At 72.4% G+C, this 16313-nt stretch carries 11 protein-coding genes; 5 read left to right on the top strand and 6 right to left on the bottom strand.

Going from position 1 to position 16313, the window contains the following annotated elements; all coding sequences use genetic code 11:
• Positions 1–130 precede the first annotated feature (130 nt).
• The 6 genes from AAH979_RS22195 to AAH979_RS22220 all read right to left on the bottom strand — a co-directional run bounded on the left by AAH979_RS22195 (position 131) and on the right by AAH979_RS22220 (position 7069).
• Complete coding sequence (locus AAH979_RS22195; protein ID WP_346260038.1) at positions 131–610, bottom strand: OsmC family protein; 480 nt, start codon at positions 608–610, stop codon at positions 131–133.
• A 94-nt stretch (positions 611–704) separates the two neighbouring features.
• The gene (locus tag AAH979_RS22200) at positions 705–3410 is read right to left on the bottom strand and encodes a hypothetical protein (RefSeq protein ID WP_346260039.1); all 2706 of its coding nucleotides are present in this window, start codon (positions 3408–3410) and stop codon (positions 705–707) included.
• 306 nt (positions 3411–3716) lie between these two features.
• Positions 3717–4094: a hypothetical protein gene (locus AAH979_RS22205; protein WP_346260040.1), complete on the bottom strand. Its 378-nt coding sequence runs from the start codon at positions 4092–4094 to the stop codon at positions 3717–3719.
• A complete protein-coding gene (locus AAH979_RS22210) occupies positions 4091–5122 on the bottom strand; it encodes a hypothetical protein (protein ID WP_346260041.1) in 1032 nt (343 codons plus the stop codon). Before AAH979_RS22210 ends, AAH979_RS22205 begins: the two co-directional genes overlap by 4 nt.
• A gap of 122 nt (positions 5123–5244) precedes the next feature.
• Complete coding sequence (locus AAH979_RS22215) at positions 5245–5643, bottom strand: hypothetical protein (RefSeq protein ID WP_346260042.1); 399 nt, start codon at positions 5641–5643, stop codon at positions 5245–5247.
• A gap of 31 nt (positions 5644–5674) precedes the next feature.
• The gene (locus tag AAH979_RS22220) at positions 5675–7069 is read right to left on the bottom strand and encodes a cellulase family glycosylhydrolase (protein WP_346260043.1); all 1395 of its coding nucleotides are present in this window, start codon (positions 7067–7069) and stop codon (positions 5675–5677) included.
• A 161-nt stretch (positions 7070–7230) separates the two neighbouring features.
• Between AAH979_RS22220 and AAH979_RS22225 the strand changes: the two genes are divergently transcribed.
• The 5 genes from AAH979_RS22225 (at position 7231) to AAH979_RS22245 (ending at position 16067) form a co-directional block, all read left to right on the top strand.
• Complete coding sequence (locus AAH979_RS22225) at positions 7231–7635, top strand: cellulose binding domain-containing protein (protein WP_346260044.1); 405 nt, start codon at positions 7231–7233, stop codon at positions 7633–7635.
• A gap of 119 nt (positions 7636–7754) precedes the next feature.
• Complete coding sequence (locus AAH979_RS22230) at positions 7755–9320, top strand: TIGR02677 family protein (protein ID WP_346260045.1); 1566 nt, start codon at positions 7755–7757, stop codon at positions 9318–9320.
• Complete coding sequence (locus tag AAH979_RS22235) at positions 9317–10528, top strand: TIGR02678 family protein (RefSeq protein ID WP_346260046.1); 1212 nt, start codon at positions 9317–9319, stop codon at positions 10526–10528. Before AAH979_RS22230 ends, AAH979_RS22235 begins: the two co-directional genes overlap by 4 nt.
• The gene (locus tag AAH979_RS22240) at positions 10525–14823 is read left to right on the top strand and encodes a TIGR02680 family protein (RefSeq protein WP_346260047.1); all 4299 of its coding nucleotides are present in this window, start codon (positions 10525–10527) and stop codon (positions 14821–14823) included. The genes AAH979_RS22235 and AAH979_RS22240 overlap by 4 nt, the downstream gene beginning before the upstream one ends.
• Positions 14820–16067, top strand: coding sequence for a TIGR02679 family protein (locus tag AAH979_RS22245; RefSeq protein WP_346260048.1), 1248 nt, complete (start codon positions 14820–14822; stop codon positions 16065–16067). Before AAH979_RS22240 ends, AAH979_RS22245 begins: the two co-directional genes overlap by 4 nt.
• Positions 16068–16313: the final 246 nt, after the last annotated feature.

The raw sequence follows: 16313 nt of genomic DNA on the forward strand, positions 1-16313 counted from the left end.
GGGACGTCCAGACGATGGCGGTGCAGAATTCCCGCCGGCTGGCGGTGGTCGGCGCGGACCGGGTGCCGGCCTGACCCTGGCCGACCCGGCCCGCGCTCTCGTCCCCGCCAGCCGAAGCTGGTGGCGATGCTCAGGTGGGCGGCGCGACCTCGACGACCGGTTCGTGGCGTACCGGGAAGTTGACCGAGCTGGCGATGAAGCAGAGCTTGTGTGCCTGCTCGTGCAGCTCGGTCGCCCGGTCCACCATCTCCGGCGCGGCAACGGTCACCCGGGGCCGGAGGACGACCTCGGTGAACGCGCCGCCGCCGTCCCCGCTCTCGGCCATCGTGCCGACCGCCTCGTCGACGTACCCGGTGACCACCACCCGGCCCCGGGCACAGAGGCTCAGGTACGACAGCATGTGGCACTGGGCCAGCGCGGCGACCAGCAACTGCTCCGGGTTCCACCGGGCCGGGTCGCCCCGGAACGTCGGGTCGGCGGAGCCGAGCAGCGGTGCCGGACCGTCGGCGGTGACCCGGTGGTCCCGGCCGTAGTCGCGGTAGTTGACCGTGCCGGCCTCGCCGGCTCCGGTCCAGGTGACGGTCAACCGGTAGTCGTGGCTCCTCGGCACTGGTCTCCTCCTCGGCTCGCTACCGCGAGTATCGACCAGACGAGTGTGGTCTGTTACCACCTCGCCGGGGGTAGTAACAGACCACACAGTCGGGCTAGTGCTTCGCCGTGACGTCGATGTCGGTGCGGCGGGGCGGGAGCGGTGCGGCGGGGTCGAGGAAGAAGCTCGGGTGCGGTGGCTGGTTGTAGACCACGTTCTCCGAGGCGACCTGGTTGCGGTACTGCGGGTCGTGCATCAGGGTGCGGATCTTGTGCTCGGTCGGGATGACCGTGGTGTAGATCCGCAGGGCCGAGGTGCCCACCCGCCAGACGACCTCCTCGCGCCAGTCGCCGTACAGGTCGGCGGAGACGATCGGACTGCCCTTGCCGCCGTCCCGGACCGCCGAGGCGCCCGGGGCGACCAGCAGGTCGGTCTTGTTCACCGTCGCCGGCCGGCTGCCGTAGTCGGTGTTCGCCTTGGAGATGACGTTGTCGGTCAGCAGTTCCCGGGTCAGGTCGCCGTCCCAGTAGACGAGGAAGTTCGCCGGCAGGTTGCCGGAGCCGTAGAGCTGCTCACCGGTGACCGCGCTGTAGACCCGGCCGCCGCTCCAGTACTCCGCACCGGGGTTGTTCGGGTCGATGTTGCCGGCGGCACCGCGCTCGTTGTCGCCGCCGCCGTACATCGCGGCGGTCACCTCGCCGGTCTCCGGGTCGTAGACGGCGGCGCCGGGCCGGTAGCCGAGGCCGGTCTTGCCGTCCCGCCCGACCGAGTCAAGCCCGGCCGCCTGCTCCTGGACCAGGAAGACCTCGGTGCCGGGCCGCGCCGGGTCGAAGTCGCCGACGTGGTACGCGTCGCCGTGCGCCAGGTGGATGAACCGGTCGTCGGCGTCCGGTGCCGTGATCTGCGGGGTCAGGTCGACGTTGACCGGCGGCACCGGGTACGGGAACCAGGTCCCCGCCACGGTGCTCAGCCGCAGGTTCTCGTCCAGGATCATCGCGCCGTAGACGATCTCGTCCCGGCCGTCGTTGTCGACGTCGGAGGTCATCAGCGAGTGCATGCCCCGGTCCTCACCGAGGTGCGGGTCGGGCAGCGTGGCCGAGTCGAAGGTCCGGCCGAGCACCAGCTCGCCGTTGCGCAGCGTGTACGCGGCCACCGTGGTCCGGGCGTAGTAGCCGCGCGCCATGATCGCGCTCGGCCGCTTGCCGTCCAGGTAGGCGACGGCGGTCAGGAACCGGTTGGCCCGGTTGCCCTGGTGGTCGCCCCACGGGTAGTAGCCCCACCGGGTGTCCGGGTCGGTCCAGTACGGGTCCGGGATCTCGCTCGGGTCCACCGGTACCTGCTCACCCGGGCCGGAGCCGTCGCGTACCGCGCCCTGGAAGTTCGCGCCCCGGTGGTCGACCGGCGCGGCACCCCAGTTCGGCGCCCCGTACGGGAAGGCGTAGTCGACGGTGTCGACGACCCGGCCGGTACGCCCGTCGAAGGCGGTCAGGTACTCGTCGCTGGTGCCGATCGGCCCGTAGGTGTAGACCTTGCCCCACTGCCGGACGTTCTGCTCCGGCGGCGTGTTGCCCCCGGGCAGGATCCAGCTCACGTTGTAGCCGTTCATCGCGTCGTAGTACCGGTCGAGCGCGGCCTCGTCGCCGGTGGCGAAGTAGCCGGCGAACTTCTCGGCGGTGGCCTGCTCGCGGCCGATGGTGTCCCGGACCCGATAGCTTCCGTCCGCCGCGACGGTGCCGCTGGTGGTGCCGTCGGCGGTCTTCATGATCAGTTCCGCCCGCCCGTCGCCGTCGAAGTCGGCCACGGTGAGCTGGGTGTCGTGTGCGCCGGCCCGGATGTTGTAGCCGACGTTGATCCGCCAGAGCAGCGTGCCGTCCAGCTTGTAGGCGTCCACGATCGCCGGTGCGGTGAAGCCGGATTGCGAGGAGTCCTTGGCCCCGGCCGGGTCCCACTTGAGGATCAGCTCGTAGCCGCCGTCGCCGTCCAGGTCGCCGACGGTGGCGTCCCCGGGGGTGTACTCGGCCATGGTGGTCCGGATCGACCCGTCGGCGTTGCGCTGCCAGGGCAGCTTCTTGCCCCGGTCGAGTTCGTCGACGTACCGGGTGAAGGCCCGATCCAGCTCGGCGAAGAGCCTGTCGCTGATCCGGTAGCGGTCCCCCGAGACGTGCGTGGCCCGGGTGCCGAACGGGTTGCGCGGGGCCCACTCCGGATCGGCGAAGTAGGTCCGGAACGGGCTGATCAGCGCGGCGAACTCGGCCTCGGTGATGCCGTGCCGGTTGGCGTGCGCGGTCCGGATCCGGCGCAGCAACTCCATGTCGACCGGCTCGAACTGCTTGCCGGTGGTGCTGGTCGGATAGGTCTGGACCAGCGGGTACGGCGCGGCCGCCGGCCGTTGCAGCGGGATGTCCCGGTACTGCTGGGCCAGCGGGGTGGTGGCCGGCGACAGTGGCCGGGTCACCCCGTGCACGATCGCCGCCACCCGGTAGGCGGAGCTGGCGGTGCCGTCGGTGTCGGTGTAGTTGCTGGCCCCGGAGACAGTGGTCAGCACCGTGCCGTCCCGATAGATCCGGTACCGGACGTCGTCCGGCTCGTCACCGAGAAAACGCCAGCTCAGGTAGACCCCCTCGGGCACCTTCACCGCGACCAGTCCCCGGTCGAGGTGTTCGAGCTGGCGCAGCATGGGCTTGCCCTTCGGGGCCTTCGCCTGGGCGGCCGCCGGAGGCAGCGGCCCCGCCATCACCAGCGGTACGGCGGCGAGCAGCGCGACGGCGCGGCGGGGCGACCGGCGGCGGGGTGGGATATCGGATGGTGCGGTACGACGCATCGGTGCGTTCCTTCCGCCAGGGGGTGGCCAGGGACGGGCCCCCGGGGTGGTGTCGGCGAATCGGATGGTGCGGCGAGCGGTACGGCGGCGAGGGGTACGGAGGCGGACGACAGCGTCGACGGGACGGCGCCGGACATGGGTGAATCGTTTCAAGATCGCCGCTTCTCCGAAGCTAGCCGCCGCCTCGCTGAGCTGTCAAGACTTCCGGAAGCCAGGGAGGGAAGGGCTTTCCGGGGGCACGGCGCCGCGCCGCTCCCGATCCGTACGGGTCGATCAATTCGGGTCGGGCCGGGCCGGGCCGGCGGGCTACCTGCTGGGCCGGCTCTCCGGGTCCATCGGGTCGAACTCCTCGTCCTCCTCGATCGCCCGGACGATGTCGTCCCGGTGTTCCGCGACCATCCGGTCGAGATGCCCGCGCAGCAACCCGGCGTTGGGTGACTCGCCGGAGTAGATCCGGTCCCAGTCCTCCTCGCCGGCCTCCACCAGCCGGGCCAGAGTACGCATGTCGTCGCCGAGATCACCGCGCAGCGCGGCCTCCTGGAGGGCCCGGCGTTCTTCCTCGGTCGGCCGGTTCTCCCGCTGGAACCGGAGCATCTCCTGCAACGCGGACTCCATCGCCTCGCGCAGCTCGGCCGTTGCGGCCCGCATCCGCTGCTCGATGTAGGCGAAGTCGGGCGAGGTCATACCGCACCCATCGCCGGGACCGGGCCGGTCACCGGGGCGGGCGGCAGCTTCGCGACGCTGAAGTAGTCGACGCAGAGTTCGATGGTGCTGATCAGCATGGTCAGCGCGTTCAGGAAGACCTGGACGACCTTGATGGCCTTCCAGACCATCGTGATCCCCTCCTTGACCGTCTGGATCAGCTTCCACTGCCCGTAGGCGGGGATCGCGGCGTTCGACAGCGCCGCGCTGACCAGGCTGACCAGGGTCCTGATGATGTCGACCACCACCTGGGCCATCTTCACCGCATGGTCGATCATGTCCCAGAGGTGGTCGCCCATCTTCCGCATCGCACCCGCCTGCTCGGTCAGGCTGGAACTCCACCGGTCCACGTGGGCGGTCGCCGCGCTGGCCGCGTCCCCGCTCCAGGTCCTGGTGATCGCCTGCCGACCCGAGGCCAGGTTCGCCTGCGCGAGATCGAGACACTGGGCTACCGCCCGCCACGCCTCGACGTGCCGGGCGGCCTTGTCGATATCACCGGCGAGCCAGCGGGTGACCTTCTCGCGCGGGTCCGGACCGCCGACCCAGACCACGAGGTCGCAGACCTTGTCGAAGACGAAGCCGAAGGAGACCTCCGGCAGGTCCGGCATGCCGGCGCCACCGCCTCCCGGTGCGACCAGAGCACCGGCCGGCGAACCGGGATCGTTGAACCCGTTGGCCTCACCGTCGTCGGTGATGAGCCCGGTCTGCCCACCGGCCAGCCTGGTCAGCCGGCCACTCGACCGCTCGTCGGCCTCCCGGTACGCGGCGGCGGAGGAGTTGAGCCCGTCCCGCGTCTTGCCGAGCCGGAGACTGTCCTCGGACAGCACATTGTGAAACTTCGGGATCATGGCGGCGTACGGGCCGGTGATGAGCTCCAGGATCCGGCCGAAGTCGGCGTCGGCGATCTGCCCGGCGGCGTATTCCCGGGCCGAGCCCATGTCCGTGGACACCCGTCCGACCTGCTGGGCCCAGCCCCGCAGGTCGGAAAGTTCAACTGAGACAGCCGTCACGACAGACCTCCCCCGACTCCACGTGTCCGCCCCGGGTACCATCCGCCCCGCGATCGGCCATGGTGGATTGTGCCATCGGGTCCGCCGCGCTACAACCTGTCACCGGACCTCGCCGGCAGGCGTCAGTGGGTCCGCCAGAACGTCACGACCAGGACGATCTGGACGGCGACGACGCCCAGCAGGACAAGCCACTGGCGACCGAACGACCAGCGCCGGGCGATCGACCAGAACACCAGCGCGATACCGGCGACCCCGGAGCCGATCATCGGCACCATCCAGGCGATGTCCCCGCCGGTCGCCCCGAACACGGCGGCCAGGAGAGAGAAGAGGACCGCGCCCCAGACGAAGGTTTCCCGGAGAAATCCCTCGGCCAGCGCGACCGCGGCGGCCCGTAGGAAGCCGCCCCACCCCCGGCGGCGCCCGCCGGAGTCCGGCGCGTCGTCGATCTCACCTGCCCGCTCGTACGCCGCCCGGAACAGCGGGCCGTCCGCCTCGGTCGGCTCACGTCTCTGCTCGGACACACCGCCACCGTAGTCGATGCGGGCGACCGTGTCAGAAGTCGTCGGGAGTGTTGATCCGGCTGCGGACCCAGACGCCCGCCTCCTTGAGCCGAGTGGTACCGCCGAACGCGCCGGCCGCGCAGGTGCCGGTGGTGAAGACCGCGCCCGAGCGGAAGTCGTCGGAGAAGTTCCAGTTCACCCAACTGATCTTCCGGCTGGCGAAGAGGTCCAGGTAGCGCTGGGCCATCGTGAAGTCGTTGGGGCCGTCCCCGGAGTAGTCCTGGGTGCCGAACTCCGTGACGAAGAGCGGCAACAGGTCCGCCGCCCGGGTCACCGTGTCGAGGTAGTAGTCGTCGTGCGAGGCGGCGTAGAAGTGGAAGACGTACATCACGTTGCCGGCGCTCACCGGGTTGGCGGCGATGACGTCCGCGCCGCCGCCCTCGCCGGAGGCGCCCAACGACGACCAGTCGGGGGTACCGACCAGCACCACCGCGTCGGCGTCCCGGGTACGGATCACCGGGATGATCTGGTCGGCGTAGCTCTTGATGGCGCTCCAGGCCACCCCGTTCGGCTCGTTCGCGATCTCGTAGATCACGTTGTTCTTGGCCCGGTGTCGATCGGCGATCTCCGCGAAGAAGGTACGCGCCCGCTCCAGGTTGTGGTTGGGGTCGCCGGGGGTGAGCATGTGCCAGTCCACGATGGCGTACATGCCCCGGGCGCTGGCCAGCTCGATGTAGTTGTGCACCAGGTCGGTGAAGCGACGCGGGTCGGTCTCGTAGCCGCCCTCCTGGATGTACATCGAGATCCGCAGTACGTCGGCCTGCCACTCCCGGGCGAGTACGTCCAGCGAGGCCGGGGTGGCGCAGTTGGCGTACCACTGGAGACCGTGCGTGCTCATCCCGCGCAACTGGATCGCCTTGCCGGCGGCGTTGCAGAGCTGCCGGCCGCAGACCCGGAGCTGCCCGTTCGCCGCCACCGGCGTGCGCCCGCCCGGCGGCACCGTCGGTGGTACCCCGGTCGGGCTCACCGTCGGGGTCGGGGTGGGCCCGGTACCGCCGCCGCAGGGCTGGCCGTTGAGCTGGCAGCCGTTCGGGGCGCCGGTACCGCTTCCGATGAAGCCGAAGGTCACCGAGGCACCGGGGGCGATCCGGCCGTTCCAGGAGAGGTTGCCGAACGTGTGCCGCTGGCCGCTGCTGGCCAGCGTCGCGTTCCAGTGGGAGCCGAGGGTGGTCCCGGCCGGGAGGTCGAACTCCACCCGCCACGAGGTGATCTCGGTGCTACCGCCGTTGGTGATGGTGTAGCGGCCCTCCCAGCCCGACCCCCACTCGGAGACCTTGGCGAACGAGGCGGTCGGGGTCGACGCCGCCTGGGCGACCACCGCCACCGGTGCCGCCGCGACCGCCGCGACGAGCCCGACCAACAGCAGCAATCTGCGGGTACGCCTCACGATTCCTCCCGGCGCTCGACGGCGGCGACCCGACCGGCACACGGCGAGCCATCAACTCCTGTCGAACTATAAGGACAACTAACTGTGCCCGCAACACAAGGGCCACACCCGGCGTCGATGAACGCATTCCCACGCCACATCGATAGCTGTATATTGCCCCCATGGCCCTCCGGATACGCATCGCAGCACTGGCCGCACTCACCGTGTTCGCCGTGGCGCTGCACGCCGCACCGGCGAGCGCGGCGCCGGCCACCGGGTCGGCGGATCCGTTGTTGTGCGAGGTCACCACGACGACGAACTCGTGGGGCAACGGCTTCACGGTGAGCGTCACCATCACGAACACCAGCGATGCGACGATCACCTGGCGAGCGACGCTGACGTTGCAGGGCGGGACACTCTCCACCGCGTGGGGCGTGACCACCACATACGCCAACGGCAGGCACATCATCGTGCCGGAGCGGTACGGCGAGTTCATCGCGCCGAAGCAGAGCTACCGGTGGGGTTACAACGGCACCGGGCAGCCTGCCATACCCCAGGTCGTCTGCTCGTCGACAACGCGCCCGTGACCGAGGCACTGCTCGGCTGAACAGATCACGAGGTACCAGCGCCAGCGCCACCGGCCAGCTCGAAACGCCAGGGCCGGCCGGTACGACCGGCCCGGCCTCGCCGATGCGATGATGGCTCGATGTCCGCCCGGACCGAGCCCTCCGTGCAGCCCTTCGCACACCTGCAAGCCCAGAACGTCGCGCTCTACCGGGCCGTCCTGGCGACCTTCGTCCGCGCCAAGCAGCGCTTCACGGTGCACCTGCGCCCGGAGGACGTACTCGCCGAACTCGGCGCCGGTACGTCAGCCGAGGCCGTCACCGCCGCCCTGACCCAGCTCGCCGAGTGGGGAAACCTGCGGGCCGACCCCGACACCGGCCGGGTCACCACCGTCGAGGACTTCCACCGGGCCCGCTACCTCTACCAGCTCAGTCCGCACGGGCACGCCGCCGAGCAGGCGATCGCCGTCTACGAGGAGTCGGTGGCGCGGCGCGGGGCGCTCCAGTCGGTCGCGCTGTCGGACATCGCGGGTCAGTTGCGCGCGCTGCTGGTCGTCGCCACCGAGGCGGGGGCCGGCGATCCGCCGGACGCGGCCAAGACGCACCTGCTGTTGATGAGTCTGGTCGACCGGTTCACCGGGCTGGCCGACAACGCGCAGGCGTTCATGGCCTCGCTACGCCGTACCGTCGACTTCGCCGACGCGGAGGTGGAGGTCTTCCTCGCGTACAAGGAGCAACTGATCTCGTACATCGAGCGGTTCATCGCCGATCTCGCCAACCGTGGTGCCGAGATCGCCGCGCTGGCCGGGCAGATCGAGGCGGCGGGCGTAGATCCGCTCCTGGCGGTGGCGGCGCGGCGCGAGGCGATCGACGCCGCCCCGGTCGACAACACCGACGAGCAGGCGCGGCAGAGAGCCACCCGGGAGGCGCTGGCCGCGTGGCAGCAGCGCTGGCAGGGCCTGCGCGACTGGTTCGTCAGCGCCGACAGCGGCCGGCAGTCGCAGGCCAGGCTGCTGCGGTCGGCGGCGATCGGTGCGATCCGCCAGCTACTGGGCACGGTCGCGGCGATCAACGAACGGCGGGCCGGCCGATCCGACCGCTCGGCCGACTTCCGGACCCTGGCGCTCTGGTTCGCCCAGGCCCCGGACGACGAGTCCGCGCACCGGCTCTGGCACACCGCCTTCGGGCTCTCCCCCGCACGTCATCTCAGCACCACCGCGGAGAGCCTCGCCCTGGCCGAGGAGCAGCCGGTCTCCGCCTCGACACCCTGGGCCCAGGCACCGCGGCTGGAGATCAGCCCCCGACTGCGGCGGACCGGGTCGTACGAGCGGCGGGGCTCCCCGAACCGGGTGATCGACCGTTCCGAGCAGCGGCGGCTCCTCGCCGAGCGGATGGAGCTCCAGTCCGCGCAGGTGGCGAGGGCTCGGGCGGCGCTCGCCACCCCCGGCCCGATCATGCTCTCGCAGCTCGGCGAGCTGGACAGCGCCGAGTTCCGGCTCTTCCTGCAACTGCTCGGCGACGCGCTCGCCGCGCGGCGACCGGACGCCGACGAGGTGGTCACCACCACGTCCGACGGCACGCTGCTGGTCCGGCTCGCCCGGCTGGAGCATGCTCCTCCGGTACGCGTCGTCACCCGGGACGGCGTGCTCATCGGCCCCGACCACCTGATCGAGATCACCGATCTCGCCCCGGCCCTGGCCGCCCGATGAGAAGAACCAGGATCTCGGCCGGCGACGAGCCGGCGGTACGGCTGCGGCAGGCGGCGCGGATCCTGCTCGCCCGTCCACTGCTGGTCGCCGGTATCACCGACACCGAAGAGTTCCGGCTGGTCCGGGCGTGCGCCTCGGAGCTGCGGGAGTGGTTCGAACGCGAGACCGGCTGGCGACTCGTCGCCGACGCGCAGACGATCCGGCTGATGAAGCTCACCGCCGACCCGTACGACGAGACCCATCCCGCCCGCGACCCGCGCGCGAAGACCCCGTTCTCCCGGCAGCGGTACGTACTGACCTGCCTGGCCCTGGCCGCGCTGGAGCGCGCCGACGGTCAGGTCACGCTCGGCCGGCTGGCCGAGGAGATCGTGCTGGCCGCCGCCGAGCCGGCGCTGGCGGACACCGGGTTCACGTTCACCCTCGACAGACGGGAACGCCGCGCCGACATGGTGGCCGTGGTCCGGCTGCTGCTGCGCTGGGGGGTGCTGCGCCGGGTGGCCGGCGACGAGGAGGCGTATCTGGGCGCCAGCGGAGACGTCCTCTACGACGTGGACCGCCGGGTCGTCTCCGGGCTGCTCGCCGCCGCACGCGGCCCGTCGATGATCTCCGAGTCGACCCCGACCGGGCGGCTGGACGCGCTGACCCGGGAGGTCGTACTCGACCTCGACGACGCACGGAACCGCGCGCTACGCCACCGGCTGACCCGGCTGCTGCTGGAACAACCCGTGGTCTACTACGACGAACTCTCCGACCCCGAACGGGCCTATCTGACCAGTCAGCGTTTCGCGCTGCTCAACCGGATCACCCAGCTGACCGGACTGGTCGCGGAGGTGCGGGCCGAGGGGATCGCGATGGTGGACCCGGACGACGAACTGACCGACGTGCGGATGCCCGCGGAGGGTATGCAGAGCCACCTGACCCTGCTGCTGGCCGAGCGGATCGCCACGGCCGACCGGGGCGTACGGGTCAGCGAGCTGCACCGGCACACCCGGACGCTGGCCCGGGAACACCGGTCCTACTGGCGCAAGCACGCGACCGACCCGGGCGCCGAGCTCGACCTGGTGGCGACCGCGCTGGAGGCGCTGCGCGCGCTCAAGCTGATCACCGTCGAGCCGGCCGACGACCCGCTCGTGGTCGCCCGTCCGGCGATCGCCCGGTACGCCCTGGCCGACCCGACCATCCGCGAACGGAAGGAACCCGCGCTGTGACGGTGCCCACGCCCCCGGCACTGCCCCTGCCCGAGCGGGAGCGCTGGCAGCCGCTGCGTGCCGGCCTGGTGGACATCTTCTACTACGACCAGGAGGAGTTCCACTTCCACGGCGGGAGCCTGCTGCTGCGCGGCAACAACGGCACCGGCAAGTCGAAGGTGCTGGCGCTGACCCTGCCGTTCCTGCTCGACGGGGAACTCGCGCCGTACCGGGTGGAGCCGGACGGCGACCCGAACAAGCGGATGGAATGGAACCTGCTGCTCGGCGGCCGGCACCCGCACCCCGAACGGCTCGGCTACACCTGGCTGGAGTTCGGCCGCCGGGACGCCGACGGCCGGTACCACTTCCTGACCCTCGGCGCCGGGCTGAAGGCGGTCACCGGGCGCGGCATCGCCCGGCACTGGTTCTTCGTCACCAGTCAACGGATCGGCCCGGACCTGCGGTTGCTCACCCCGGCCGGCACGGCACTGGCCCGGGAACGGCTCCGCGACGCGCTCGGCGGCGCGGGCATGGTCTACGACCGGGCCGGCGACTACCGGCGGGCCGTCGACGAGGCACTGTTCGGGCTCGGCAACCGGTACGAGGCGCTGATCTCGCTGCTGATCAAGCTACGCCAGCCACAGCTGTCGAAGCGGCCGGACGAGAAGAGCCTGTCCCGGGCGCTCGGCGACGCCCTGCCACCGCTGGACGAGAACCTGATCGCCCAGGTGGCCGAGGCGTTCCGCAGCCTCGACGACGAGCGGGAGACGCTGCGGGAGCTGGCGGAGACGAAACGTGCCGCCGACGACTTCCTGGCCCGCTACCGGCGGTACGCGCAGGTGGCGACCAAACGCAAGGCCGGCGTGCTACGCCAACGGCACAGCCGCTACGAGCACCTCGGCCGCGACCTCGTCGAGGCCCAGCGGGCGTACGCGGAGGCGGACGAGCGGGTCCGGCAGGCGCAGGCCCGCCTCGACGAGTTGGAGCACCAGAACCGCGACTTGGCGGCACGGCGGCAGGCGCTCGCGGAGAGCCCGGAGGCCCGGACGGCGGAGCACCTGCACCGGCTGCGGGAGATCGCCCAGGAACGGGCCCGGCTCGCCCGCCGCCAGCGGGAACATCTGCACGACGTCGAGTCGGACGTCGCCCGCAACCGCCGCCTCCTCGACGAGATGACCGAGGAGCTGCGGCACGCCGAGGAAGCCGAGACGGCTGCCCGGCAGGAGGTGGCGGAGAGCGCGGAACGGGCGATGATCGCGGATCGGCACCGTAACCGGGTGGTCGCCGCACTGCCGACCGGGCCGACCGGCGAGCCGACCGAGGCCGCCGACCGTCCGGGCACCGATGGGCCAGCCGAAGCGGACCGCACCGGGACCGCCGAGCCTGGGACGGCGGGCCACACCGCGACCGGCGGACTGACCGAGGCGAGCCGCGCCGCCGCCGAGCTGGTCGACACCTGGACCACCGCGCTGCGTACCCTCGACCGGCTGCGCGAGGCGGCCGACGCCGCGAAGGTACGGGCGGACCGGGCGCGCCGGGAACTCGACCGGCTCGACGGGGAGCTGGCCGCCGCCGACCTGCGGATCGCCGACGCGGAGACGTCCGCGACACAGCAGGGCGACCTGCTGGTCCGGCGGGTCCGGGAACACCTCGCCGGCCTGGTCGAGCTGCCGATCTCCGACCCCGAGGCCGTCCTCGCCCAACTGGAGCAGTGGGTCTCCGGGCTGGCCGGTGACAACCCGGCGACCAGGGAGATCGCCCGGGCCGCCACCTCGGCGACCGAGGCGGTCGCTCGGCGCGACGCCGCGCTGGAGGCCGAGCAGCGCCGTACCCGGGACCGGCTGGACGAGATCGACGCGGAGTTGCGCCGGCTCGCCGACGGCGTACACCAGCCGCCGCCGACGCCGCACACCCGGGTGCCGGAGGTACGGGCGGACCGGCCCGGTGCGCCGCTGTGGCGGGTGGTGGACTTCGCGGAGAGCGTGCCGGACGCCGACCGGGCCGGCATCGAGGCCGCCCTGGAGGCCGCCGGAGTGCTCGACGCCTGGCTCGACCCGGACGGCTCGCTGCGCGACCCGGTCTCCGGCGACACGGTGCTGCGACCGACCGACCCGGTCTCCGGCGACCCGGTGCCGCGACCGACCGGTTCCGGTCCGGTGAACCTCGACGGCCTGCTCCGGCCGGCCATCGACGCCGCCGATCCCGGCGCCGCCGCGCTCACCGACCGGCAGGTGGCCGACGTACTGGCCGCGATCGGGTACGGCGCCGGGTCGGCGGTGACGTGGGTCGACCCGAACGGCCGATACGGCACCGGCATCGTCGCCGGGCGGTGGACGAAGCCGGCGGCGGAACACATCGGCGACGGGGCCCGGGCGGCGGCGAGACGTGCCCGGGTCAGCCGGCTGCGGCACGAGGCCGCCGAGCTGTCGGCGCTGGCGGACGACCTCACCGAGCAGCGCGCCGCGCTCGACGAGCGACGCCGACGGATCGTCGAGGAGGCCGAGGCGCTTCCCACCGACCAACCGGTGCACGAGGCGCACACCCTCGTCCGGGCCGCCTACGACCACCGCCGGGAGACGCTCGCCCGGCGGGACGAGGCGCGGACGGAACTGGAGGCGGCCGCCGCAGTAGCCGCCGCCACGCTGGCCGAGGCAACCGACTTCGCCGGTGACGTCGGGCTGCCGTACGCCGCCGAGCAGCTCGCCGACGTACGCGAGGGGTTGCAGGCGTACCGGGTGGCGCTCGCCGCGTGGTGGCCGACGGTGGGCGGCGCATGGACGACGGCGCGGCGGTACGGCGAGGCGCGGCGGGCGTACCAGGAGCGGCTGGCCCGGCTCGAACCGGCCGCCGAGGAGGCCGCCTCGGCCCAGCGGCAGGCCGCCGCGGCCCAGATCGAGTTCGATACGCTCGACGCGACCGCCGGAGCCTCCGTCGCCGAACTGCAACGGCAGATCGGCGAGGTGACCGGGGCACTGGCCCGGTGTGCGGAGGCACAGCGCAGCACCCGCGAGCAGGAGGGCGCGGCCCGTGACGCGCGTGGTGTCGCCAGCGGCCGGCGGGACGGGCTCGAACGGGAACTCGACGAGGTCAGCCGCGGCCGGGACGAGGCCGTGGAGGCCCTGCGCGCCTTCGCCGGCACCGGCCTGATCGGCCTGGTCTGCCCCGGGCAGGACGTGCCCGATCCACGGCAGCCCTGGGCCGCCACCCCGGCGGTGGCGCTCGCCCGTGGCATCGACCGGTCACTCGCCGAGGTCGACACCGACCACGCCCGGTGGGAACGCCTGCAACAGCAGGTCAGCGTCGACATCAAGCTGCTCGCCGACAATCTCTCCCGGCACGGGCACCAGGTGCTGCCCGCCGTACGGGAAGAAACGATGATCGTGGAGGTGGGTTTCCAGGGGCAGACCCGTACGGTCGCGGACCTCGCCGCAGCGCTCGTCGGCGAGATCGAGGAACGGCAACGGGTGCTCTCGGCCCACGAGCGGGAGGTGCTGGAGACCCACCTGGTCAACGAGGTCGCCGGCGCCCTCCAGGAACTCATCTCCGGCGCCGAACGGCAGGTCGAGAGCATGAACAGCGAGCTGGAGGCGCGCCCGACGTCGACCGGGATGCGGCTGCGCCTGCTGTGGCGGCCGACCCGGGACGCGCCCGCCGGCCTCGCCGAGTTGCGCGCCCGGCAACTGCGGCAGAGCACCGACGTGTGGAACGAGGAGGACCGCCGTACCGTCGGCGCGTTCCTGCAACAGCAGATCGACCGGGAACGCCTGCGCGACGAGGCGGCCACCTGGACCGAACAGCTCACCCGGGCACTGGACTACCGCGCCTGGCACGAGTTCGCCGTGCAGCGCCGCCAGGACGGGCAGTGGCGTCCGGCGACCGGCCCCGCCTCCGGCGGCGAACGGGTGCTCGCCGCCAGCATCCCGCTGTTCGCGGCGGCCTCGTCGTACTACGGCTCCGCCGGCAACCCGTACGCCCCGAGGCTGATCGCCCTGGACGAGGCGTTCGCCGGGGTCGACGACGACTCCCGGGCCAAATGCCTCGGGTTGCTCGCCACCTTCGACCTGGACGTGGTGATGACCAGCGAGCGCGAGTGGGGCTGCTACCCGCAGGTCCCCGGCCTCGGCATCGCTCAGCTGGCCCGGCACGAGGGCATCGACGCCGTACTGGTCACGCCGTGGCGGTGGGACGGCCGTGAGCGGCACCTGCTGCCCCGTACCACACCGCAGCCGCCCCGGCAGCGTGATTCGGAGCCCGGCGACCCGGCGACCTCCGCCGGCCCCGACGAACAGTCGCCGGGCCTGCGGGCTGTCGAGTGACCGACCCGGAGCGACTGCGCCGCCAACTCGGCGGGGCGGATACGGCCCGGCTCGTGCAACGGCTGCGTCACCGGCTGGCCCACGGCCGGGCCCTCACCGGCGTCCTCTCGCTCGACCATGCCACGGAGGATGAGCGACGGGCGGTGGAGCGGCTGCTGGGGCGGCGCCCCGGGCGTGGCACCTCGCTCACCGTCAACCTCGACGAACTCGACCGCGTCGTCCGGCGCAGCGGAATGCACAGCGAGGGCCTGGCCGCCGCGGTCGAGTTGCTCGGTGGAGCAGTCGCGGTAGTCGCGGACGTCCGGGCCGCGGAGGCGGCCGCCTGGCGTACCGCACAGGCGCCGCTGGCGGCGTTGCGCGAGCGCAGGGCAGAGCTGTCCGGCTGGTACGCCGACCCGGGCACGCTCCCGCTGCTCCGGCGGCTCGGCCGGACCCCGGAGGCGGCGGCCCGGCTCACCGCCGACCTGGTTGCCGTGCTCGGCGAACTGCCCGCTGGCGGCGTACCACTGGCGCGGCTCGCGGTGCACGCCACCGGCGACGCGCACGCGCTCGACCCCGACCGTCCGCTTTCGACGCTCGCGCTCTCCGCCGTCCGGGCCACCTGGTGGCGGGCCGGACCGCTGCCCGCCTCCGCCGCGGAGCAGCGGCGCGCGCTGTGGGACGCGGTCGGCGTACTCGTCGACGAGTTGTCCTCGACCGTGCTCGCGCTCAACCTGCCCGCCGTGGCCGGCAGCCGGCTGCACGCCCTCACCGCGTCCGCTGCCGACCTCGGCGAACCGGTGGTGCTCACCCTGCGGCAGATCGCTCGCGCGCGACCCGGCTTCCACGCGGCCCGCGTGCACGTCTGTGAGAATCCGACGGTTCTCGCCGCCGCGGCGGACCGGCTCGGCCGGGCGTGCCCGCCGCTGGTCTGTGTCAACGGCCAGCCGACGACCGCGGCGCTGCGCCTGCTCGCCGCCCTGGCGGTCGGCGGATGCGAGCTGCGCTACCACGGCGACTTCGACTGGGGCGGGGTGCGGATCGCCAACCTGCTCCGGGCCCGGGTGCCGTGGCAGCCGTGGCGGTACGACACCTCCGCGTACCTGGGTGCGGTCCACGCCGGCGTGCCAGGGTCGCTGCGCGGAACTCCGGCCGAGGCGACGTGGGATACCGGGCTGACCACGGCCATGCGCCGGCACGGCGTACGGGTCGAGGAGGAGTTGGTCCTCGACGAGTTGCTCCTGGACCTGTCGACCCCACGCTGACCGGTCCACCGCGCCGGCCCGGGCCGTTCAGCACCGATCGGATCGCCTGGCAGTTCTCTGTCTGCGCGCGGACGACTCTATGACGCGTCAAGTGGTGCCGTCGCCGGGTCCGTCGCCTGGACGGAGCTGGACCACGTTGTCGTCAGGCGCCCGATTGGGAATCGCCTACGCTGTCACGTTTCTGACCAACCCGGGGTCACCCCTTTCAGAAGCAGACCCGGCCCCTGGTCCTCACGCCGGCCAAGC

Origin of the sequence: Plantactinospora sp. ZYX-F-223, assembly GCF_039649625.1 — a bacterium.
In the GTDB taxonomy this organism is placed as follows: domain Bacteria; phylum Actinomycetota; class Actinomycetes; order Mycobacteriales; family Micromonosporaceae; genus Plantactinospora.

Coding starts and splice junctions, on each gene's coding strand:
- AAH979_RS22225 (WP_346260044.1), top strand. CDS start 7,231: ATGGCCCTCCGGATACGCATCGCAGCACTGGCCGCACTCACCGTGTTC.
- AAH979_RS22235 (WP_346260046.1), top strand. CDS start 9,317: ATGAGAAGAACCAGGATCTCGGCCGGCGACGAGCCGGCGGTACGGCTG.
- AAH979_RS22200 (WP_346260039.1), bottom strand. CDS start 3,410: ATGCGTCGTACCGCACCATCCGATATCCCACCCCGCCGCCGGTCGCCC.
- AAH979_RS22205 (WP_346260040.1), bottom strand. CDS start 4,094: ATGACCTCGCCCGACTTCGCCTACATCGAGCAGCGGATGCGGGCCGCA.
- AAH979_RS22230 (WP_346260045.1), top strand. CDS start 7,755: ATGTCCGCCCGGACCGAGCCCTCCGTGCAGCCCTTCGCACACCTGCAA.